Source organism: Sphaerisporangium sp. NPDC004334 (assembly GCF_053602655.1).
Map to the genome: position 1 here is coordinate 14498 of NZ_JBSGDZ010000003.1, position 21221 is coordinate 35718.

Sequence of the window (21221 nt, forward strand, 5' to 3'; positions counted from 1 at the left end):
GATATCCAAGGATTGACATGTCATTCCAGACATGTCACCTTCTACATGTTCGGCCGGACAGGACGCGGCGCTCGCCGCGGTCCGGCCATGCCACGAAGGGCGAAGGGACGACAGATGGCGGCCACCACCACCACGGCTCCGGCGGGTACGGAGCCGTCCACCAAGGGGAACGGGCTCCTGCTGCTCGGCGTGCTCGGCGGGATGTTCCTCGCGATGCTCGACCAGACGATCGTCGGCACCGCCCTGCCCCGCATCACCGCCGAGTTCGGCGGCGCGGGCCTGTACACCTGGGTCGTGACGGCCTACCTGCTGACCTCCACGGTGACGGTCCCGCTGTACGGCCGGCTGTCGGACGCCTACGGGCGCAGGCCGCTGCTGCTGGTCGGCGTCACGCTGTTCCTGCTCGGGTCGGCGCTGTGCGGCCTGGCGCAGGACATGGGGCAGCTCATCGCCTTCCGCGGCCTGCAGGGGCTCGGCGCGGGCGCGCTCATCCCGCTGTCGCTCGCGCTGGTGGCCGACCTGTTCCCGCCGGACAGGAGCGGCAGGGTGCAGGGGGCGCTGGGCGGCGTCATGGCCGCCAGTTACATCGCCGGGCCGTTCCTCGGCGGGTTCTTCACCGACCACGCGAGCTGGCGGTGGGCCTTCTTCGTGAACCTCCCGGTCGGCGCGGTGCTGCTGGGCATAATCGCGCTGCGGCTGCCCCGAGCCGGCGGCACCGGCCGGGCCAGGCCCGACCATCTCGGCATCGCCGTCTTCACCGTCGGCATCAGCGCGCTGCTCGTCGGCCTCACCGAGAAGGGCCTGGACGGCCACTCCTGGACCAGCCCGGCGGTCGCGGGCCCGCTGGCCGCCGCCGTCGTGCTGCTGGCGGTCTTCGTGCCGGTGGAACTGCGCGCCGAGCAGCCGATCGTGCCGATGCACCTGTTCCGCAACCGCTCCTACACCATCGCCAACCTGGCCTCCTTCTTCACCGCGGCCTGCCTGTACGCCGGAGCGGTGTTCCTGCCGCGCTACTTCCAGCAGGCGCAGGGCATGAGCGCCACCGAGTCCGGCCTGCGCATCTACCCGTTCATGCTGGGCATGCTGGCCGGAAGTGTGCTGACCGGCGGCCTGATCGGCAGGACGCGCCGGTACAAGCCCTGGCTGGTGGCCGCGCCCTTCCTCATCGCCGCCGGAGGGCTGCTGTGCTCGGGCCTGGCCGTCGACACCCCGGCGTGGGCGCTGGTGGCGTGGATGGCGCTCATGGGCCTCGGCGTCGGGCCGATGCTGTCGGGGCTGACGGTGGCCGTCCAGTACGCCGTCCCGGCCGGCTACATCGGCACGGCCACCGCCAAGCTCACCTTTTTCCGCCAGATCGGCGGGTCGGTGGCCCTGGCCGTCGCCGGCACGGCCTACGCCTCGGTCGTCCGCGACCATGCGGCCACCCGCGTGCCCGCGGAGGCGCACGCGGCGGCCGCCGCCGCGGTCATCCCCTGGCTGGCCGTGACCGGCGCGGTCATCGCGCTCGCCGCGCTGGTGTTCCTGCCCCGGCACGTGATCGAGCGGGGCGCGGCGCCGGGCGCCCCCGCCCTCGCGGAATAGGACACATCAGCCCAGGTCGGGTGCCGGCGGGACGTCGTGACGAGGTTTTGCGGTCGCGTGGGGTTCGCCTGCACCAGGGGTCGCGTGTCGGGCGGGCGGCGCGCGACCCCGGCGGCGTTCAATTGAGCCGAACGCTTGGGGGTCGCACATCAATGGGTCTGTTCACGGCGGGAATCGCCGCCGGTCTGGTCTTCTTCGTCGTCTCCGCCGCGCCGCTGGTGGTGAACGCCTCGTCCGGGTCCGCCCCCGGGCGGTGGGGCGGGGCCGACCTGTCGGTGCGCGTCGCCGCGTCGCCGCGGGTCGCGCAGCCGGGTCAATGGCTGTCGTACCAGGTCAAGGTGCGCAACGCCGGACCGGGCGACGCGGTGCTCCCCGTGCTGAAGATCCACCTGCCCGACCAGGTGGACATCGCCGCGGTGAACGTGGCCACCTGCCGCCCCGGGGCCGCGAAGAACGAGGTGGTGTGCCCGTCGCCGGACGACATCGCGGCCGGCGGCTCCGGGGCCGTGACGGTGCTCGGGCTGGTGCGGGCGGGCGCCCGCGGCCCGCTGCGCGCCACGGCCGGCCTGTCGTCGGAGGTCGTCGACGACAACGAGGCCGACAACCGCGCCGAGGTGCTGACCCGGGTCGACGAGGGGGCGGACCTCGCGGTCCGGCTGTCGCCCGCCGCCACCAGCGCAAAGCCGGGGGAGCGGTTCCCGGTCAGGGCGACGGTGCGCAACAGCGGGCCGAGGGTGGTGCGCGACGCGCGGGTCCACTTCACCGAGAACGGGGCGCGGTTCCTTTCGGCCAAGGGCGCCCGCTGCGCGGAACGGCACGGGCGGCTCGGCTGCGCGCTCGGGCCGATCAGGTCAGGGGCGCGGGGGACGTTCGACCTGGTCTTCCGGGTGCCACGGGGCCGGGCGCGCGACGTCGGCGCCAGGGCCACGGTGTACTCCGCGCGCGTGGGCGACCGGCGGCCGGCCAACAACCAGGCCCGCATGCACGTCTCGCTGCGCCACGGCTGACCTCCGGCGCCGTGCGCGCCCGTCCTGCGCCCGCGCGCCGCCGCGCCCGCCCGCGCGGGCCGGCGCCCGTCTCACCCGGCATGGGTGGGACAGGTGGCGCCGGCCGGGCCTCCGCGGGGGTAGGTCGTCGCGAAGACGGCGCCGGCCGCGGCCATGCTCGCGCAGAGCATGATGAGACCGGCGAACGCCATCCTCAGCGTCAAAGGTGAAAAGCTTCCAGCTTTCCTCACGAAGGAGATCTCACCACACGATGACGGAATGAGACTCGGTTTTCGCGGAACGTGATTCCAGTCGGGGCCGCGCGGACCGGCCGGGGTCAGCGTGCGATCGCCGCCCAGGCGTCGGCGACGATGGAGCGCAGGTCGGCGCGCTCGGGCTTCCAGCCCAGCTCACGCTGGATGCGCTCGGAGGAGGCCACCAGCACCGCCGGGTCGCCGGGGCGCCGCTCGCCGGTCACCGTGGGGATGGGGTGGCCGGTGACCTCCCGGCACACCGAGATGACCTCCTGCACGGAGAAGCCCGTGCCGCTGCCCAGGTTGTAGACCGTGTGCTCCCCGGGCCGGCAGGCGTCCAGGGCGAGCAGGTGGGCCCGCGCGAGGTCGGCGATGTGGATGTAGTCGCGCACGCAGGTGCCGTCGGGGGTGGGGTAGTCGGTGCCGAAGACGCTCACCGCCTCACGCCGGCCGAGCGCGACGGCCAGCACGTTCGGGATGAGGTGGGTCTCCACGGCGTGCCGCTCGGCGTACACGCGCCCGTCCGCCGCGGTGTAGGCGCCGGCCACGTTGAAGTAGCGCAGGCTGACGGCGCCGAGGCCGTGCAGTCCGGCGAAGGCGGTCAGCGCCGTGTCCACCGCCAGCTTGGAGGCGCCGTAGGGGTTGGTCGGGCGGGTCGGGGCGGTCTCGGTGATCGGGGTCCCCTCGGGCTCGCCGTAGGTCGCCGCGGTCGAGGAGAACACGATGCGCCGTACGCCGTGGCCGCGCATGGCCTCCAGGAGCGCGAGGGTGCCGCCGAGGTTGTTGGACCAGTACAGCGAGGGCTTCTCCACCGACTCGCCGACGAGCGAGCGGGCCGCGAAGTGCAGCACGCCGTCGAACGACGGGTCAAGGACGCCGGCCGCCTCGGCGATCGGGGCCTCGGCGAACGAAGCGCCGGCGGGCACCGCGTCGGCGTGCCCCGTGGACAGGTCGTCCAGGACGGTGACCTCGTGGCCCGCCTCGACGAGCTGTGCGGCCACGGCGCTCCCGATGTAGCCCGCGCCCCCGGTTACCAGCAGCTTCACTTGCCCGGCCTCCGTTCGATCGTGTGTGATCGTGTTTGATTTTGTAGGTCTATCGTCTAGCTTACGCGCCTCCGGCCGCAAGCGGACAAGGGGCAGCGGGTACGCTGACCAGATCATCCTGAGCGCCTCACCCGAACGGACATCGACGTGCACAACGTCGCGGCCAACATCGTCCTGGTCCTCGTCTTCGTCCTGATCGGCGGGTTCTTCGCCGCGGCCGAGATGGCCCTGGTCTCCCTGCGTGAGAGCCAGATCCGGCGGCTGGCCGAGGAGGGCCGGCGTGGCGCGCGCGTGGCACGGCTGGCCCGCGACCCCAACCGCTTCCTGTCGGCCGTGCAGATCGGGGTGACCGTCGCCACCGTGCTGTCGGCGGCCGTCGGCGCCGACACGCTGGCCGGCCAGCTCCAGCCCGTCATCACCCGCTCCGGGCTGCCCGCGGCCTCCGCCCGGCCGCTGGCGCTGGTGGTGGTCACCCTCGCGATCTCCTACGTGACGCTGGTCCTCGGCGAGCTGGCGCCCAAACGCCTGGCCCTGCAGCGGGCCGAAGGGCTGTCCCTGGTGGTCGCCCCGTTCCTTGACCGGCTGGCCGCGCTGTCGCGCCCGGTGATCTGGCTGCTGTCGAAGTCCACCGACGGGGTGGTCAAGCTGCTCGGCGGCAACCCCCAGGCCGACCGCGCCGAGATGACCACCGAGGAACTGCGGGACATGGTCGTCGGCCACCAGGAGCTCACCAAGGACGAGCGCGACCTGATCGACGAGGTCTTCACCGCCGGGAAGCGCCACCTGCGCGAGGTGATGCTGCCGCGCACCGAGGTGGAGTTCATGGCGCTGGACACGCCCCTGGCCGAGGCGGCTATCCTGGCGGCGGCGATGCCGCACTCCCGGTTCCCGGTCTACCGCGACTCCTACGATGACATCGTCGGGTTCGTCCACGTCCGCGACCTGCTCGACCCGGTGCTCACCGGGCGCATCGAGCCGATCGGCGAGCTGGTGCCCATCAGGCCGGTCAAGCTGCTGCCGGCCACCAAGCGGGTGCTGCCCACGCTGAGCGAGATGCGCGACGACGGCCAGCACCTGGCGATCGTCGTCGACGAGTACGGCGGCACGGCCGGCATCGTCACCATGGAGGACCTGGTCGAGCAGCTCACCGGCGACATCCGCGACGAGTACGACGCCGACGGCGAGTCGGTGCGCCTGGTCGCCGGCGAGATGGAGATCGACGGCCTGGTCAACCTTCCCGACTTCGCCGCCGAGACCGGCATCGAGCTCGAGGCGGGCCCGTACGAGACGCTCGGCGGCTACGTCATGGCCGCGCTCGGCCACCTGCCCGAGATGGGGGAGCAGGTCGAGCGGCCCGCCTGCACCCTGATCGTCACCGAGATGGACGGCCGCCGCGTCGCCCGCGTCCGCGTTATCAAGAAGGTAGTCGCGCCCCCTGCCGAGGAGCCTGAGGAGGCCCGGGACCCCTCCTGATTTACCGGGACATACCCCGTGCGCGAGTCGCGGACGGTCCCCGACTCCTGACACAATTGAGTGCTATGGCCAGACCACGCGTCCTCTCCGGCATCCAGCCCACCGCCGAGTCCTTCCACCTCGGCAACTTCCTCGGCGCCGTGCGCCAGTGGGTCGACATGCAGGAGACCCACGACGCGTTCTACTTCATCGCCGACCTGCACGCGATCACCGTGAACCCGTCGGCCGCCGACCTGCGCCGCCGCACGCGCGTGTCCGCCGCCCAGCTCTTCGGCGCCGGTCTGGACCCCGAGCGCAGCACGCTGTTCGTGCAGAGCCAGGTCCGCGAGCACAGCGAGCTGGCCTGGATCCTCATGTGCAACACCGGCATGGGCGAGGCCGCCCGCATGACCCAGTTCAAGGACAAGTCGGCCAAATACGGCGAGAGCTCGGCCGGGGTGGGCCTGTTCACCTATCCGATCCTCCAGGCCGCCGACATCCTGATGTACCAGGCCGACTTCGTGCCGGTCGGCGCCGACCAGAAGCAGCACCTGGAGCTCACCCGCGACCTGGCCCAGCGCTTCAACAGCAGGTACGGCCAGACCTTCAACCTCCCCGCGCCGTTCATCCCCAAGGAGGTCGAGAAGATCACCGACCTTCAGGATCCGCTGGCGAAGATGTCCAAGTCCTCCTCCAGCCCGCAGGGCCTCCTGGAGGTCCTGGAGGAGCCGGGGCCGCTGCGCAAGAAGGTCATGCGCGCGGTGACCGACACCGGCTCCGAGGTCGTCGCCGACCCCGAGAACAAGCCCGGCGTCACCAATCTGCTGCGCATCCAGTCGGTGCTCAGCGGCACGCCGATCCCCGAGTTGGAGGCCCGCTACGCCGGCCTCGGTTACGGCGCCTTCAAGAAGGACGTCGCCGAGGTGGTCGTCGAGGCCTTCGCGCCGATCCGCGAGCGCACCGAGAAGCTCCTGGCCGACGAGGCCGAGCTCGACCGCCTGCTCGCCGTCGGCGCCGCCCGCGCCTCGGCCGTGGCCCGCGAGACCATGGAGGTCGTCCGCGACCGGGTCGGCTTCCTGCCCAAGCTCTGACCACACCGGCCCGCTGCCCGAAGGCCCCGCGGGCGGGCTCGCATACCGTACGCCTGTGGGGTAGATGGCCTGCATGGGAAGCACGTGGGCCTCGATCCTGCGCACGATCGAGGCCGTCAAGCGGTGGGGCAGGGTCAGGACCGAACGCTCCCGCGTGCGCTGGCCGTGGCTGGACCACCTGATCCGCACCTTCCACCGCTACCAGAGCCAGCGGGGCGACCGGCTGGCGGGCGCGGTGACCTACTTCGCCTTCCTGTCGTTCTTCCCCCTGCTGGCGCTGGCGTTCGCCCTGTTCGGGTACGTGCTCACGCTGCGGCCGGACGCGTTGACCACGCTGGTGAAGGCCATCGACCAGCAGCTCCCCGGCCTGGCCGACCAGTTGCGCGTCCAGGACCTCGCCACGGCCCGGGGCAGCGCGGGCGTCATCGGCCTGCTCGGCCTGCTGTACGCGGGCCTCGGCGTCGTGGACGCGCTGCGCGACGCCGTCCACGAGATCTGCGTGAGCTGCGAGCCGCCGATGAACTGGTTCGTCGGCAAGCTGCGCGACCTGGTCGCCCTGCTGCTGATGGGCCTGACGCTCGTGGTGTCGGTCCTGGTCGGCGGGTTCGCCGTCCAGGCCACCGGCACGATCGTCGGCTGGCTCGGGCTGGCCGACTCGGTCGTGGCCGCGGCGCTCGTGCGGACGGCCGGTGTGCTGATCAGCGTCGCCGCCGACATGCTCGTCTTCCTGGTCATCCTCGGCTGGATGGGCAAGGTGGGCGAACCTCTGTTCACCACGCTGAAGGGCGCGCTGCTCGGCGCCGTCGGCTTCGGCGCGCTCAAGCAGGCGGCCACGCTGCTCCTCTCGCACACCCTCAGCAACCCGATCTACGGCACGTTCGCGGTGATCGTCGGCCTGCTGGTGTGGCTCAACCTGTCCAGCCGCTGGGTGTTGTACGTCGCCGCCTGGACCTCCACCGCCAACGGCGCCCCGCCTCCCGAGCCGACCCCCGCGCCCGCCGGCGGGTACGAGTGAGGGCCCGCCGAGCACACCTCGATACGGAGTGACGGCCCGCCGAGCGGTCACACCTCGGACGGCTCCTCGCGCCGGGTGCGGGAGCGGCGGCGCACGCCGTAGACGACCCACACCACGCCGCCGAGCAGGCCCGCGGCCACGACGCCGGCGCCGATGCCGACCAGGGGGGAGTCCTGCGCCGCGACGACGGGCCGGGGCGAGGCGGCGGGGACGGCGCCGGGCGGGCCGCCGACCGGCTTGGTCGGCTTGACGTCGGGGACGGGGGAGACCAGGGTGCCGACCGCGGCCACGTGGCCCCGGGAGGCGAACCCCCAGTCGAGCAGCTCCTTGACCTCCTCCCAGAACCCGCCCTCGTGATGCATGATCGAGACGATGATGGTGTGCCCGTCGCGCCGGGCGGCGCCGGCGAAGCTGCCGAGCGCCTTGGTCGTCCAGCCGTTCTTGACGCCCATCATGCCGGGGTAGCGGCCGAGCAGCCGGTTGTGGTTGGCCATCTCGTAGTGCTTGCCGCCGGGGGCGGGGAAGTTCGCCACCTTGGTGCCGACGTACTCCCGGAAGTCGGCGTTGGCCAGCCCGGCGCGGGCGATGAGGGCCAGGTCGTAGGCCGAGCTGCTCTGGCCGGGCTTGTCCAGGCCGTTCGGCGTCTTGGCGACGGTGTCCAGCGCCTGCAGCCGCTTGGCCTCGGCGTTCATGTCGGCCAGGGTGCGGGGCAGGCCGCCGTTGGCCTCGGCGAGCGCGACGGCCGCGTCGTTGCCGGAGACCATCATCAGCGCGCGGAGCAGGTCGCGCACCCGGTAGATCTTGTGCTGGGTGAGCCCGACGGCGCTGCCCTCGACGTTGCACGCCTCGGCGCTGGGCTTGATCAGCTTGGTCTTGTCCAGCCGGGGGATGAGCGTGACGGCCGTGAGCATCTTCAGGGTGCTGGCCGGCAGGTAGCGCCCGTGCGGGTCCTTGGCGGCCAGCACCTCGCCGGTGTCGCCGTCGGCCACCACGAAGGCCGACGCCCCGGTCTTCGGCAGGGCCGCGGCCGCCGGGTCGACCACCACGCCGTGGCGGCCGAGCATCCCGCCGCCGACGGGCGCGGTGTCGTCGGTCGCCGAACGCGCCTGGGCGGGGGTGACGAGCGTGAGCCCCCCGGCGAGCGCGAGCGCGCTGACTGCTGATACGTGCTTCATCCCCATAGGGAATTCAGAGTAGCTTTGTCGCTTTTCACGTGGGGCAAGACACGACAAAGATCGCGAGTGTGCCTGGTCAGTAACCGTGGAGGTACCATGGAGGCGGTGAAGATGACACGACGTATGGCCGGCTTTCTGCTGGTCCTGGCCGCTTTCATGGTCGTCGAGTGGGTCATGCTCGGGTTCAACCTCGCCGACGGGCATCCCACGGCCTTCTACGTGGTGCACGGCATCCTGATCGTCGTCAACGTGGTGCTCGCCGTCGTGGTCGGGGTCATCGGCTGGCGCGCCTGGCGTCCGCGGCGCCCCGTCGATCGCTGAGCCTGGCCTCCGTCCGCATATAAGCCCTCCTGCGCGGGCAGAGACGGTTAACGACCGTTTTGCGGTTGACCATGCATGAGTGGGTACCTCCTCCGGTCTGGTGGCCAAAGTGCGGAAAGCCGTAAGTCGGGACGTACTGGGGTGACCGTAGGGTTGGCCGATGCCGTCGCGAAGGCGGAGACTCGGCCTTGGGACCTTTCGCATGGAGGCGTGCTGTGCCAATCGAGTTCAATCCTTCGCGCGGCCCGACACTGGGCGTCGAATGGGAACTCCAGCTTGTCGACAAGCGCACCCGCCGTCTGCGCCAGGACGCGCGCCTGGTGCTGGACGCGGTCCCCGAGTTGAGCGAGACCCCGCGTCCGAAGGTCATGCACGAGCTGATGCAGTCCCAGCTCGAGGTGATCACCGACGTGTGCCACACGGTGTCGGAGGCCGTGCGCGACCTGCGCACCACCATCGACCGCCTGCGGCAGGTGGTCGACCCGCAGGGGATGGCCTTGGCCTGCACCGGCACCCACGCCATCAGCGACTGGCGCGAGGCCGTCTACGCCCCCGTCCAGCGGTACACCGAGCTGGTCGAGGAGATGCAGTGGCTGGCATGGAGGATCCAAACATTTGGCGTACATGTCCACGTGGGGGTGCGGGAAAGGGATAAAGTCATCCCCATCGTCAACGCACTTGCGGCCTACCTGCCGCATTTCCTCGCGCTGACGGCCTCCAGCCCTTACTGGGGCGGCCAAGACACCGGGCTCGCCTCCAGCAGGGCCATCGTCTTCGGTTCTCTGCCGACAGCGGGACCGCCGCAGATGCTGGCCGACTGGGCCGAGTTCGAAGAGTACATGGACACCCTGAAGCGCGCGGGGACCATCAAGAGCATCAAGGAAGTGTGGTGGGACATCCGGCCACACCCCGACTTCGGCACGATTGAGATTCGAATGTTCGACGGTATACCGACCCTTCGGGAGGTCGGGATGGTGACGGCGTTGTCGCAGTGCCTCGTGCAGCAGTTCGACCAGCAGCTCGATCGCGGGTATCGCCTTCCGCACCCCGCGCCCTGGGTCGTGCGCGACAACAAGTGGCGGGCCACCCGCTACGGGCTGGACGCCTTCGTCATCACCGACGACCACGGATCGACCGCGCCGATGCGCGACATGCTCTATGAGCTGACGCGCGAGCTCGCCCCGGTGGCCGAACGCCTCGGCTGCCCCGAAGAGCTCGCCACCATCACCGACGTGGTGGAGCAGGGCAACTCCTGCGAGCGCCAGCGCGCGATTCTCACCGGAGGCGGCACCCTGGACGACATCGTCGACGCGACGATCGTCGAACTCGCGGAGGACCGCTTCGTCACCACCAACCTGCGAACGTCGAACGGGGCGATGGGCCATGCCGGCAAGTGATCTAAGGGGCGAGCTCGACGCGTTCCTGGGCGCTCACAACGACTCCCTGATCGGGTTCCGGCGTGACCTGCACGCCCACCCCGAACTCGGGTTCGTCGAGCACAGGACCACCGAGCGAATCGCCGAGCGGCTCGCCGCCGCCGGGCTCGTCCCGACCCCCCTGCCCCGCGGCACCGGCCTGATCTGCGACATCGGCAGCGGAGGCGGCCACACCGTCGCCCTGCGCGCCGACATCGACGCCCTTCCGCTGCCCGACGAGAAGGACGTGTCCTACCGCTCGACCGTCCCGGGCGTCTGCCACGCCTGCGGCCACGACGTGCACACCGCGATCGTCCTCGGCACCGGGCTGTTCCTGGCCGAGCAGGCGGCGGCCGGCCTGCTGCCCGGGCGGGTGCGCCTGATCTTCCAGCCCGCCGAGGAGGTCATGCCCGGTGGCGCGCTGAAGGTGCTGGAGGCCGGCGGCATCAGCGGCGTCGACCGCATCTTCGGCCTGCACTGCGACCCCCGCGTGGAGGTCGGCAAGCTCGGCCTGCGCGTCGGCCCGATCACCGGAGCCTGCGACAAGGTCAGCGTCCGCGTCGCCGGCCCCGGCGGGCACACCGCCCGCCCCCACCTGACCGCCGACCTCGTCTTCGCCCTCGCCAAGATCGTCACCGAGCTGCCGGCCGCCCTGAGCCGCCGCGTCGACCCCCGCTCGTCGCTGTCGCTGGTGTGGGGCCGGGTCCAGGCGGGCTCGGTCGCCAACGCCATCCCCGACGACGGCGTCGCCGAGGGCACCATCCGCTGCCTGGACGAGCAGGCCTGGCACGAGGCCCCCGACCTGTTCAAGTCGCTGCTGGACTCGGTCGCCATCGCCTACGGCGTCGAGGCCGAGATGAACTACCTGCGCGGCGTCCCGCCGACCATCAACGAGGCCACCAGCGTGCACATGCTCCGCGAGGCGGCCCACCAGGTGCTCGGCCTGGAGTCCACCGTCCCCACGCCGCAGTCCCTCGGCGGCGAGGACTTCGGGTGGTACCTGGAGTCGGTGCCCGGCGCCTACGCCCGTCTCGGGGTGCGCGCCCCGGGGGAGACCCGGCAGATGGACATCCACCAGGGAACCTTCGACGTGGACGAGAGCTGCATCGGCGTCGGCGTGCGTGTGATGGCCGCCACGGCCCTGACCTCCCTGTGGGACGGATGCACCGTCTCCGCCGAGAGGTCCGACGCGCAGCCCGTCACCGCCTGACGGCGCGAGGCCCGGCGGGGACGTCCGAAAGGCGGCTCCCCGTCCCCCCATCTCGCGGTTCCGCAGGTCACAGGGTGGCGTGAGCTGCATAACGGACCTATTTCGGAGCCGGGCGGCGGTTTGGCCAACACCGGTCAAACAACTATCTTCCGTGCAGGGTTGCCGTGCGGTCTGCTTCGCGCGTGCACACGAGTTGGACGGCGAAGAACACGGAAGGAGTCACCTTGCTCCGCATTCACGCAGGCAAGTTGGCCGCCACGACCGCGGTGAGCGCCATGCTCATGGCCGTAGCGGCATGTGGTGGCAGCGGATCGGAAGGTACCGACGCGGCGTCCCCGGGCGCGTCGAGCGCGGCCTCCGCGCCGGCGGCCGCAGGGCCCAAGGTCGGCCTGGCGTACGACATCGGCGGGCGCGGTGACCAGTCGTTCAACGACGCCGCCGCCGCGGGCCTGGAGAAGGCCAAGACCGAGCTGAAGATCACCGACGCCAAGGAGCTCGAGGCCGGGGCCGGCGAGACCGGCGCCCAGAAGGAGCAGCGGCTCCGCCTGCTCGCCCAGAGCGGCTACAACCCGGTCATCGCGGTCGGCTTCGCCTACTCCGAGGCGATCAAGAAGGTCGCGGGCGAGTTCCCCGACACCAAGTTCGCGATCATCGACGACGCCGCCCAGGGGCCGAACATCTCCAACCTGGTGTTCGCCGAGAACGAGGGCTCCTTCCTGGTCGGCGCCGCCGCGGCGCTGAAGACCAAGAAGGACCACATCGGCTTCGTCGGTGGCGTGCAGGTGCCGCTGATCAAGAAGTTCGAGGTCGGCTTCACCAAGGGCGCCCAGTCCGTCAAGCCGGACATCAAGGTCGACGTCAAGTACCTGACCCAGCCGCCGGACTTCGCCGGGTTCAACGACCCGGCCAAGGGCAAGACCGCCGCGCAGGGCATGTACGATGCCGGCGCCGACATCGTCTACCAGGCCGCGGGCGGCTCGGGCGGCGGCGTCTTCGAGGCGGCCAAGGAGTCCAAGGCGCTGGCCATCGGCGTGGACTCCGACCAGGCCCTCACGGCCGACGCGAGCGTGCGCGACGTCATCATGACCTCCATGCTCAAGAAGGTCGACGTCGCGGTGTTCGACTTCCTCAAGAGCTACGTGGACGGCACCGTCAAGGCCGGCCCGACGACCTACGACCTCAAGGCCGGCGGCGTCGACTTCTCCACCACCGGCGGCCAGGTCGACGACATCAAGAACAAGCTCGACGAGTACAAGCAGAAGATCATCAGCGGCGAGATCAAGGTTCCCTCCGAGTGATCCGCTGACAGCCCAAGGGGCCCGGGTCCGCATCACCGGGCCCCTTGGGCTACTGTCGGTTCACCGCTCAGCCACGCAAGGCCGCGGCACCCGCCCGCGGCCGTCTCGCGTGCCGGTTACGGCTCCGCCCGCGGGCGCGGGCCGCGATTCCAGAGCCCCGTCAGATCCGCCGACACGGCCGGCCGCCGTGCCCCACCGGGCGCCGGCCGCGCCACCGAGGCCGTCCGCATGGAGGAGGCCGCCATCAGCACTTCGACTTCTTCGGCTCCCGCCACGGAGCCCGCCGTCGAGCTCGAGGGGATCACCAAACGATTCCCCGGCGTCGTCGCCAACCGTGACATCCGTCTCACCGTGCTGCGCGGGCACGTGCACGCCATCGTCGGCGAGAACGGCGCGGGCAAGTCCACGCTCATGAAGATCCTATACGGCATGCAGCGGCCGGACGAAGGCGTGATCCGCGTCAACGGGTCGCCCGTCTCCTTCCGCACGCCGGGGGACGCCATCGCCGCCGGCATCGGCATGGTGCACCAGCACTTCATGCTCGCCGACAACCTCACCGTCCTCGAGAACATCATCCTGGGGAGCGAGCCGCGCAAGGGCGGCATCGGCATCGACTTCGCCGCCGCCCGCCGGAAGATCAAGGAGATCTCCGACGCCTACGGCCTCGGCGTCTCCCCGGATGTCCTGGTCGAGGACCTCGGCGTGGGCGCCCGGCAGCGCGTCGAGATCCTCAAGGTCCTCTACCGCGGCGCGCGCATCCTGATCCTGGACGAGCCGACCGCCGTGCTGGTGCCCCAGGAGGTCGACGAGCTGTTCGACAACCTGCGCGGACTGGTCCGCGAGGGCCTCACCATCATCTTCATCTCCCACAAGCTGGACGAGGTGCTGCGCGTCGCCGACGCCATCACGGTCATCCGGCGCGGCACCACCGTGGCGAGCGTGGACCCGGGGGACGTCACGGCCCGGCGGCTCGCCGAGCTGATGGTGGGCAGCGAGCTGCCCAGCCCCGAGACGCGCGAGTCGACGGTCACCGACCAGGTGGCCCTCGCCGTGCGCGGCCTGACCGTGCGCGCCGGCGACGGACGGGCGGTCGTGGAGGACGTCTCGTTCGACATCCGCAAGGGCGAGGTGCTCGGCATCGCCGGCGTCGAGGGCAACGGGCAGGCCGAACTGGTCGAGGCCATCATGGGCATGCGCCCCGCCGAGGGGACGATCACCCTGGACGGCGCCGACATCTCCGCCTGGGCGACGTTGCGCAGGCGCGAGGGCGGCATCGGCTACATCCCCGAGGACCGCCACCGGCACGGCCTGCTGCTCGGCGCCCCCCTCTGGGAGAACCGCATCCTCGGCCACCAGACCCGCAGGCCCAACGTCAAGGGACCGTGGATCGACCGGGCCGGCGCCCGCGCCGACACCGAGCGCATCGTCCGCGAGTACGACGTGCGCACCCCCGGCATCGACGTGGACGCCCTGGCGCTGTCCGGCGGCAACCAGCAGAAGCTCATCGTCGGCCGCGAGATGAGCAGCGAGCCGGTCGTCCTGATCGCCTCCCACCCCACGCGCGGCGTGGACGTGGGCGCGCAGGCCGCCATCTGGGACCACCTGCGGGCCGCGCGCGCCAGAGGGCTGGCCGTCCTGCTGATCTCGGCCGACCTGGACGAGCTGATCGGCCTGTCGGACTCCCTGAAGGTCATCCTGCGCGGCCGCATGGTCGCCGACGTAAACCCGGCGACCGTGACCCCCGAACAGCTCGGCTCCGCCATGACCGGCGCCACGGCCGAGCCCGCGGACCAGGCACCGGCCTCCGGCGGTCCGCCGGTCTCCGCCGGTTCCGCCGGCACCTCTCCTGACGGTCCGCCGGCGTCCGCCCGTCCCGCCGCGACTCCCCCTGAGCGACTCGGCTCGGCAGCGCCCGAGGCCGGGGAGGAAGCATGAGTTCGTCCTTCACCGACCGGCTGCTCGGCAGGGTCAGGCTCGGCGGCCTTCTGGCGCTGGCCGCGCCCGTCCTGGCCGTCGTCTTCGCCGGCGTCGTCACCTCGATCATCCTGCTGCTCAACGGCAACCAGCCGTTCCAGACGCTCGGGCTGCTGCTGGACTTCAGCGCCACCCCGTCCATCCAGGTTCTGATCCTCAACACCGCCACCACCTACTACATCTCCGCCCTCGCCGTGGCGATCGGGTTCCGGATGAACCTGTTCAACATCGGCGTGGACGGCCAGTACCGCCTGGCCGTGCTGGTCGCCGCCGCGGTCGGCGGCGCGGTCACCCTGCCCGGCCCGGTGCACGTCGGCGTCATCATGCTGGTCGCCGTGCTGGTCGGCGGCCTGTGGGCGTCGATCGCCGCGGTGCTGAAGACCGCGCGCGGGGTCAGCGAGGTCATCTCCACGATCATGCTGAACGCCATCGCCACCGGCTTCGGCGCCTGGCTGCTCACTCCCGGCCGGCTGGCCGTCCTGAACGGCAACAACGTCGGCACCAAGCCCATCGGCCCGTCCGGGCACTTCCCCGGCATCGCGCTGGTCTCCGGCACCCAGGCCAAGGTGTTCGGGATGATCATCGTGGCGGCCGTGCTCGGCGTGGCCTACCACGTCGTGCTGAACCGCACCCGCTTCGGCTTCGATCTGCGGGCCACCGGCCGGTCGGAGACGGCGGCCGTCGCCAGCGGCATCAACGTCAAGAAGATGGTGCTGTACACGATGATCCTGTCCGGCGCGGTCGCCGGGCTCGTCGGCCTGCCGCAGCTGCTCGGCGCGTCGTACTCCTACAGCCTGGACTTCCCGGCGGGCCTGGGCTTCACCGGCATCGCGATCGCCCTGATGGGACGCAACAACCCGATCGGCATCGCCGTGGGCGCCCTGCTGTGGAGCTTCCTGGACAACTCCAACGACATCCTGGACTTCAACGGCATCCCCAAGGAGATCGTGATCATCATGCAGGGCACCATCGTGCTCTCGGTCATCATCGCCTACGAGCTGGTCCACCGGTACCGCGCGGTGGCCGAGCAGCGCCGGGTCAGCCGCCAGCTGTCCACCGCGGCCCCCACCGAGCCCCAGGGAGCGGCCGTATGACGGTCACCGGCCTGTCCGCCAAGGCGCCGGCCGCGCCCCCGCCCGCCCGGCGTTTCACGCTGAACTGGCAGGTGGCCCTGCTGGGCGTCCTGGCGCTGCTGGTCATGATGTCGCTCGCCCGGGTCGTCACCGGCGCCAACGACATCACCTCCGGCGGCACCATCGGCGCGGCCATCGGGCTCGCCGTCCCCATCGGCCTGGCCGCCCTGGGCGGACTGTGGTCCGAGCGGTCCGGTGTGGTCAACATCGGCCTCGAAGGCATGATGATCCTCGGCACCTGGTGCGGCGCCTGGGGCGCGCTGACCTTCGGCACCCCGTGGGCCGGCGTCATCGCCGGAACCATCGGCGGGGCGCTGGGCGGCCTGCTGCACGCCGTCGCGACCGTCACCTTCGGCGTCGACCACATCATCTCCGGCGTCGCGATCACCCTGCTCGGCCAGGGCGTCACCCAGTACCTGTCCAAGCTGGTGTTCGTCGGCATGAAGGGCGGCGGCGAGACCCAGTCGCCGCGCATCCCGCCCATCGAGACCGTCAGCATTCCCGGCATCGGCACGCCGCTGCGCGACCTGGCCGGCACGCACGTGTTCCTGCTCTCGGACCTCGCCGGCGTGCTCTACGGCGTGACGCAGAACGTCTCGCTGTTCGTCATCCTCGCCATCCTGCTCGTCCCGCTCAGCTTCTACCTGTTGTGGCGCACGGCCTTCGGGCTGCGCCTGCGCTCGTGCGGCGAGAGCCCGGTGGCCGCCGAGTCGCTCGGCGTCAACGTGTACCTGTACAAGTACCTCGCCGTCGTGATCTCCGGCGCCCTGGCCGGGCTCGGCGGCGCGTTCCTGTCGATCGTGGCCGCCGGCATCTACCGGGAGGGCCAGACCGGCGGGCGCGGCTTCATCGGCCTCGCCGCCATGATCTTCGGCAACTGGCGGCCGGGCGGCCTGGCCGGCGGCGCGCTGCTGTTCGGGTACACCGACGCCCTGCAACTGCGCCAGGGCGGCACCTCGGTCCACGCGCTGCTGCTGGTCGTCGCGATGCTGCTCGCCGCGTTCGCCGTCTACCAGCTCGTACGGCAGCAGCGCGGCCGGGCGGCGCTGTTCACCGGGATCTTCGCGGTCCTGGTCTTCGCGGTGTTCGCCACCACCGACACCGTGCCCGAGCAGTTCACCTCCTTCACGCCGCACCTCACGACGTTGCTGGTGCTGTCGCTGGCCTCCCAGCGGCTGCGCATGCCGGCGACCGACGGCCTGCCGTACCGCAAGGGCCAGGCCACGTGAGACGGCCGTACCGCCACATGGGCCAGGCCACGGGACGGCCGCGCCACGACAGGAGGCGGGCCGGCGCCAGCCGGCCGTGCCACGACCGACGCCATCGGAACCACGGGGGAACCAGCACGTGAGCGACACCGGCACCACCGACGTCCCCATCGACTGGGACGCGCTGCGCGAGGCGGCGACCGACGCGATGGCCAACGCCTACGCGCCCTACTCCAAGTTCCCGGTGGGCGCCGCCGCGCTCGTGGACGACGGCCGCGTCGTCACCGGGTGCAACGTCGAGAACGCCTCCTACGGGCTCGGGCTGTGCGCCGAGTGCGGGCTGGTGTCGGCGCTGCACGCCTCCGGCGGCGGGCGCCTGGTGGCCTTCACGTGCGTGGACGGCCACGGCGAGCTGCTCATGCCGTGCGGCCGGTGCCGCCAGCTCCTGTTCGAGCACGGCGGTCCCGAGCTGCTCGTGGAGACCCCCGACGGCGCGTGGCGGATGGCCGAGGTCCTGCCCCACGCCTTCGGCCCCGACGACCTCTCCCGCGGCGCCTGACGCCGGCCAGCACGACCGACACCGTTTCCGGGGGATTTCAAGTTCATGGACGCGATCGACGTCATCGTCACCAAGCGGGAGGGCCGCGAGCTCTCCTCCGAGCAGATCGCCTGGGTGGTGGACGCCTACACCCGCGGCGAGGTCGCCGACGAGCAGATGTCGGCCCTGGCCATGGCGATCCTGCTCAACGGCATGGGCCGGCGCGAGATCGGCCGGTGGACCGAGGCCATGATCCGGTCCGGGGCGCGCATGGACTGGTCCGGGCTCGACCGGCCCACCACGGACAAGCACTCGACCGGCGGCGTGGGCGACAAGATCACGCTACCGCTCGCGCCGCTCGTGGCCGCCTGCGGCGCCTACGTCCCGCAGCTGTCCGGGCGCGGCCTCGGCCACACCGGCGGCACCCTGGACAAGCTGGAGTCGATCCCCGGCTGGCGTGCCTCCTTGTCCAACGACGAGATGCTCGCGGTGCTGCGGCAGGCCGGCGCGGTGGTGTGCGCCGCCGGCGACGGGCTCGCCCCCGCCGATAAGAAGCTCTACGCGCTGCGCGACGTCACCGGCACCGTCGAGTCGATCCCGCTGATCGCCTCGTCGATCATGTCGAAGAAGATCGCCGAAGGCACGGGCGCGCTCGTGCTCGACGTCAAGGTCGGCTCGGGCGCGTTCATGAAGAACGTCGAGACGGCCCGCGAGCTCGCCCGCACCATGGTCGACCTCGGCACCGACCACGAGGTCACCACGGTGGCCCTGCTGACCGCCATGGACCGCCCGCTGGGCCTCGCGGTCGGCAACGCTCTGGAGGTGGCCGAGGCCGTCGAGGTGCTCGCCGGCGGCGGTCCGTCCGACGTCGTGGAGCTCACCGTGCTCCTCGCCCGAGAGATGCTGGCCGCGGCAGGGGTGAGCGGCAAGGACCCCGCGGACGCGCTGAAGGACGGCTCGGCCATGGACGCCTGGCGTCGCATGATCAGCGCGCAGGGCGGCGACCCGGACGCCGGACTGCCCACCGCCGCCGAGACCACGCAGGTGACGGCGCCGTCCTCGGGCGTCCTCGCCACCCTGGACGCCTATCAGGTGGGGCTGGCGGCCTGGCGCCTCGGCGCGGGCAGGGCCCGCAAGGAGGACGCGGTGTCCTTCGGCGCGGGCATCACCCTGCACGCCAAGCCCGGCGACACCGTCCGCGAAGGTCAGCCGCTGCTGACCCTCCACGCCGACGACCCGGCCCGCTTCGACCGGGCTCTGGAAGCCCTCGCCGGCGCCTACGCCATCACCGACGCCCCCGCCCCGCTGCTTCCACTGGTCATCGACCGCGTCACCGCCTGACCCGCTCGGCGCCGGCGGTCCTGCGACGGCGCGGGGGTGAGCCTGCGAGCCTCAGCGCCAAGCGGGCCGTCGTGGCGAGGGGTCCACTCGCGCGGACTCCTTCGCCCGGTCAGCGGGGGAGGTCGGTGAGGGAGGTGTTGAGGACGGCGCGGTGGGTGGGCAGGGCCTCGCGGTGGCGTTCGATGCCGGCCTCGGTGATCTGAACGAACACCCCGCGCCGGTCGACCTCGCACATGTTGCGGCACACCAGTCCGGCCTTCTCCAGGCGGGAGATCAGGCGCGACAGGGCGCTCTGACTGAGGTGGACGGCGTCGGCGAGCTCCTGGACGCGGTACTTGCCGTGGTCGGACTCGACCATGCGGTCGAGGACCTCGAAGTCGCTGACCCCGAGCCCATGCTTGTCGCCGAGCTCGCGCTCGAGCGCGCACCAGGTCGTGGCATGACAGGCGAGGATCTCCCGCCATGAGCTCACGACGTCGACATCGTCGTCCATGGCCTGACTGTAGCATGCGTCGTCAATAAATGCACGTGAATTAAATGCTTGTGCATTGAATGCATGCGCATGTAGTGTCCTCTCCCATGTCCCTCACCTCACATGACCAGCGTTGGGATGCGCGCCTCTGGGGGGCGCTGACCGTGCTCAGCGCCGTGATCTTCCTCGATGCGCTCGATGTCTCGATGGTGGGAGTGGCCCTACCGTCCATTCAGGCCGACCTCGGCCTGTCCACCTCCACCCTGCAGTGGGTCGTCAGCGGGTACGTCCTGGGCTACGGCGGGCTGCTCCTGCTCGGCGGGCGCACCGCCGACCTGCTCGGCCGCCGCAGGGTCTTCCTGACGGCCCTCGCGGTCTTCGCCGTGGCCTCGCTGCTGGGCGGCCTGGTCGACAACGGCAGCCTGCTCATCGTCGCCCGGTTCATCAAGGGCATCAGCGCGGCCTTCACCGCGCCCGCCGCACTGTCGATCATCACCACGACCTTCGCCGAAGGCCCGGCCCGCAACCGGGCGCTGAGCATCTTCACCGCCTGCGGCGCCAGCGGCTTCTCCCTCGGCCTCGTCCTGTCCGGTTTCCTCACGGAGCTGGGCTGGCGCTGGACCTTCCTGAGCCCGGTGCCGGTCGCGATCATCGCGCTCGTGGCGGGCTTCAGGCTCCTGCCGCGCCACTCCGGCGAGGAGCGCACCCACGGAGGCCACGACCTGGTCGGCGCCGCCACCATCACCTTCTCGATGCTGCTGTTCGTGTTCGCCGTCGTGCAGGCCCCCGAGGCCGGCTGGGGCTCGGTGCGCACGCTGGCGAGCCTCGCGGGCGCCGTGGCCCTGCTCGCCCTGTTCGTCGTGACCGAACTGCGGGTCAAGCACCCGCTCGTCCGCCTGGCCATCCTGCGCTCGGGCCCGCTCGTGCGGGCCAACCTCGGCCTCGTGGTCCTGTTCGGCTCCTACGTCAGCTTCCAGTTCGTCGCCATGCAGTACTTCCAGAACCTCCTGGGCTGGACCGCGCTGCACACCGCGCTGGCGTTCCTCCCCGCGGGCCTGCTCGTCGCCCTGACCTCCACCAAGATGGGCGACTTCGCCGACCGGTTCGGCACCGCCCGGCTGATCGCCATCGGCTCGGTGTCCCTGGTCGCCGGGTACGCCGTGTTCCTCGGCGCGGGGGAGCACCCGAGCCTCGTCACGATGGTCATCCCCGGCATGCTGCTGCTCGGCATCTCCTTCGCCCTCATGTTCCCCTCGCTGAACATCCAGGCCACCGCGGGGGTGGCCGACGACGAGCAGGGCCTGGCCTCCGGGCTGCTCAACACCTCCGGCCAGGTCGGCGGGGCGCTGATGCTCGCGGTCGTGACCGCCGTGGTGACCGCTCACGGGGGCGCGGTCACCATGCCGGCGATCAGGTCTTCGTTCGCCGTCTGCGCGGTGATCGCCCTCATCGGGCTCGGCATCGCCCTGACCGGCCTGTTCGCCCGCCGCGCGACCTCCCCGGCCGCGAAGGCCGAGCAGGAGGGCGGCGACCTGCCCGTCCTGGAGAACGCCTGATCCACGGCCGGCTCCGATCCAGGCCGGTCCGGACCGCCTCCCTCCGCCCTCATGACGTCCCCTCGTCCAGGCCCTCGGTGCGCACGCGCCGGGGGCCTGGCGCACGCGGTGGCGTCCTTCCGGAGGTCAAGGGGCACATCGGACACATTTTCGGG

19 protein-coding genes are annotated in these 21221 nt (G+C 71.4%); 15 read left to right on the forward strand and 4 right to left on the reverse strand.

Going from position 1 to position 21221, the window contains the following annotated elements; all coding sequences use genetic code 11:
- Positions 1 to 114: 114 nt before the first annotated feature.
- Entirely contained in the window at positions 115 to 1581 is a 1467-nt protein-coding gene (locus ACWEN6_RS03740) for an MDR family MFS transporter (protein WP_452568810.1), read from the forward strand.
- 152 nt (positions 1582 to 1733) lie between these two features.
- Positions 1734 to 2588 (forward strand): hypothetical protein, encoded by an 855-nt coding sequence (locus ACWEN6_RS03745; RefSeq protein WP_452568811.1) that lies wholly within the window; start codon positions 1734 to 1736, stop codon positions 2586 to 2588.
- A 71-nt stretch (positions 2589 to 2659) separates the two neighbouring features.
- On the opposite strand, the gene ACWEN6_RS03750 is transcribed toward ACWEN6_RS03745, so the two are convergent.
- On the reverse strand, positions 2660 to 2791 hold the full coding sequence (locus ACWEN6_RS03750) for a hypothetical protein (protein WP_354837350.1): 132 nt from the start codon (positions 2789 to 2791) through the stop codon (positions 2660 to 2662).
- A gap of 113 nt (positions 2792 to 2904) precedes the next feature.
- Entirely contained in the window at positions 2905 to 3867 is a 963-nt protein-coding gene (gene galE / locus ACWEN6_RS03755) for a UDP-glucose 4-epimerase GalE (protein WP_354923579.1), read from the reverse strand.
- A 147-nt stretch (positions 3868 to 4014) separates the two neighbouring features.
- On the opposite strand from galE, the gene ACWEN6_RS03760 reads away from it, so the two are divergent.
- From ACWEN6_RS03760 to ACWEN6_RS03770, 3 genes are all read left to right on the forward strand, one after another.
- Entirely contained in the window at positions 4015 to 5340 is a 1326-nt protein-coding gene (locus ACWEN6_RS03760; RefSeq protein ID WP_452568812.1) for a hemolysin family protein, read from the forward strand.
- 65 nt (positions 5341 to 5405) lie between these two features.
- Positions 5406 to 6410 (forward strand): tryptophan--tRNA ligase, encoded by a 1005-nt coding sequence (gene trpS / locus ACWEN6_RS03765; RefSeq protein WP_452568813.1) that lies wholly within the window; start codon positions 5406 to 5408, stop codon positions 6408 to 6410.
- Positions 6411 to 6483: 73 nt separating this feature from the next.
- On the forward strand, positions 6484 to 7425 hold the full coding sequence (locus tag ACWEN6_RS03770) for a YihY/virulence factor BrkB family protein (protein ID WP_380825807.1): 942 nt from the start codon (positions 6484 to 6486) through the stop codon (positions 7423 to 7425).
- A 47-nt stretch (positions 7426 to 7472) separates the two neighbouring features.
- On the opposite strand, the gene ACWEN6_RS03775 is transcribed toward ACWEN6_RS03770, so the two are convergent.
- Positions 7473 to 8600 carry a D-alanyl-D-alanine carboxypeptidase family protein gene (locus ACWEN6_RS03775; RefSeq protein ID WP_452568814.1) on the reverse strand — a complete coding sequence of 376 codons (1128 nt, stop codon included), beginning with the start codon at positions 8598 to 8600 and terminating at the stop codon, positions 7473 to 7475.
- Between the two features lie 111 nt (positions 8601 to 8711).
- On the opposite strand from ACWEN6_RS03775, the gene ACWEN6_RS03780 reads away from it, so the two are divergent.
- From ACWEN6_RS03780 to ACWEN6_RS03820, 9 genes are all read left to right on the forward strand, one after another.
- Positions 8712 to 8921 (forward strand): SCO4848 family membrane protein, encoded by a 210-nt coding sequence (locus ACWEN6_RS03780; protein ID WP_452568815.1) that lies wholly within the window; start codon positions 8712 to 8714, stop codon positions 8919 to 8921.
- A 215-nt stretch (positions 8922 to 9136) separates the two neighbouring features.
- Complete coding sequence (locus ACWEN6_RS03785; protein WP_354837336.1) at positions 9137 to 10318, forward strand: glutamate--cysteine ligase; 1182 nt, start codon at positions 9137 to 9139, stop codon at positions 10316 to 10318.
- Positions 10305 to 11546, forward strand: a complete 1242-nt coding sequence (locus ACWEN6_RS03790; RefSeq protein WP_354837334.1) for a M20 family metallopeptidase — start codon at positions 10305 to 10307, stop codon at positions 11544 to 11546. Before ACWEN6_RS03785 ends, ACWEN6_RS03790 begins: the two co-directional genes overlap by 14 nt.
- A 224-nt stretch (positions 11547 to 11770) precedes the next feature.
- On the forward strand, positions 11771 to 12844 hold the full coding sequence (locus ACWEN6_RS03795; protein WP_452568816.1) for a BMP family lipoprotein: 1074 nt from the start codon (positions 11771 to 11773) through the stop codon (positions 12842 to 12844).
- Positions 12845 to 13072: 228 nt separating this feature from the next.
- Complete coding sequence (locus ACWEN6_RS03800) at positions 13073 to 14779, forward strand: ATP-binding cassette domain-containing protein (protein ID WP_452568817.1); 1707 nt, start codon at positions 13073 to 13075, stop codon at positions 14777 to 14779.
- Positions 14776 to 15912: an ABC transporter permease gene (locus ACWEN6_RS03805; protein ID WP_452568818.1), complete on the forward strand. Its 1137-nt coding sequence runs from the start codon at positions 14776 to 14778 to the stop codon at positions 15910 to 15912. Before ACWEN6_RS03800 ends, ACWEN6_RS03805 begins: the two co-directional genes overlap by 4 nt.
- Entirely contained in the window at positions 15909 to 17180 is a 1272-nt protein-coding gene (locus tag ACWEN6_RS03810; RefSeq protein ID WP_452568819.1) for an ABC transporter permease, read from the forward strand. The genes ACWEN6_RS03805 and ACWEN6_RS03810 overlap by 4 nt, the downstream gene beginning before the upstream one ends.
- Before the next feature lie 118 nt (positions 17181 to 17298).
- Positions 17299 to 17718 carry a cytidine deaminase gene (locus ACWEN6_RS03815; RefSeq protein WP_354837324.1) on the forward strand — a complete coding sequence of 140 codons (420 nt, stop codon included), beginning with the start codon at positions 17299 to 17301 and terminating at the stop codon, positions 17716 to 17718.
- A 45-nt stretch (positions 17719 to 17763) separates the two neighbouring features.
- The gene (locus ACWEN6_RS03820) at positions 17764 to 19038 is read left to right on the forward strand and encodes a thymidine phosphorylase (RefSeq protein ID WP_452568820.1); all 1275 of its coding nucleotides are present in this window, start codon (positions 17764 to 17766) and stop codon (positions 19036 to 19038) included.
- A 109-nt stretch (positions 19039 to 19147) separates the two neighbouring features.
- On the opposite strand, the gene ACWEN6_RS03825 is transcribed toward ACWEN6_RS03820, so the two are convergent.
- Positions 19148 to 19531, reverse strand: coding sequence for a MarR family winged helix-turn-helix transcriptional regulator (locus tag ACWEN6_RS03825; RefSeq protein WP_452568821.1), 384 nt, complete (start codon positions 19529 to 19531; stop codon positions 19148 to 19150).
- Positions 19532 to 19617: 86 nt separating this feature from the next.
- Between ACWEN6_RS03825 and ACWEN6_RS03830 the strand changes: the two genes are divergently transcribed.
- Complete coding sequence (locus ACWEN6_RS03830; protein ID WP_452568822.1) at positions 19618 to 21066, forward strand: MFS transporter; 1449 nt, start codon at positions 19618 to 19620, stop codon at positions 21064 to 21066.
- The last annotated feature ends 155 nt before the right edge of the window (positions 21067 to 21221 follow it).

Bases quoted from the DNA above. Each gene is read 5' to 3' on its own strand.
- ACWEN6_RS03740 (WP_452568810.1), top strand. From the start codon at position 115: ATGGCGGCCACCACCACCACGGCTCCGGCGGGTACGGAGCCGTCCACC.
- ACWEN6_RS03745 (WP_452568811.1), top strand. From the start codon at position 1,734: ATGGGTCTGTTCACGGCGGGAATCGCCGCCGGTCTGGTCTTCTTCGTC.
- trpS (WP_452568813.1), top strand. From the start codon at position 5,406: ATGGCCAGACCACGCGTCCTCTCCGGCATCCAGCCCACCGCCGAGTCC.
- ACWEN6_RS03770 (WP_380825807.1), top strand. From the start codon at position 6,484: ATGGGAAGCACGTGGGCCTCGATCCTGCGCACGATCGAGGCCGTCAAG.
- ACWEN6_RS03775 (WP_452568814.1), bottom strand. From the start codon at position 8,600: ATGAAGCACGTATCAGCAGTCAGCGCGCTCGCGCTCGCCGGGGGGCTC.
- ACWEN6_RS03780 (WP_452568815.1), top strand. From the start codon at position 8,712: ATGACACGACGTATGGCCGGCTTTCTGCTGGTCCTGGCCGCTTTCATG.
- ACWEN6_RS03790 (WP_354837334.1), top strand. From the start codon at position 10,305: ATGCCGGCAAGTGATCTAAGGGGCGAGCTCGACGCGTTCCTGGGCGCT.
- ACWEN6_RS03800 (WP_452568817.1), top strand. From the start codon at position 13,073: ATGGAGGAGGCCGCCATCAGCACTTCGACTTCTTCGGCTCCCGCCACG.
- ACWEN6_RS03805 (WP_452568818.1), top strand. From the start codon at position 14,776: ATGAGTTCGTCCTTCACCGACCGGCTGCTCGGCAGGGTCAGGCTCGGC.
- ACWEN6_RS03810 (WP_452568819.1), top strand. From the start codon at position 15,909: ATGACGGTCACCGGCCTGTCCGCCAAGGCGCCGGCCGCGCCCCCGCCC.
- ACWEN6_RS03820 (WP_452568820.1), top strand. From the start codon at position 17,764: ATGGACGCGATCGACGTCATCGTCACCAAGCGGGAGGGCCGCGAGCTC.
- ACWEN6_RS03825 (WP_452568821.1), bottom strand. From the start codon at position 19,531: ATGGACGACGATGTCGACGTCGTGAGCTCATGGCGGGAGATCCTCGCC.
- ACWEN6_RS03830 (WP_452568822.1), top strand. From the start codon at position 19,618: ATGTCCCTCACCTCACATGACCAGCGTTGGGATGCGCGCCTCTGGGGG.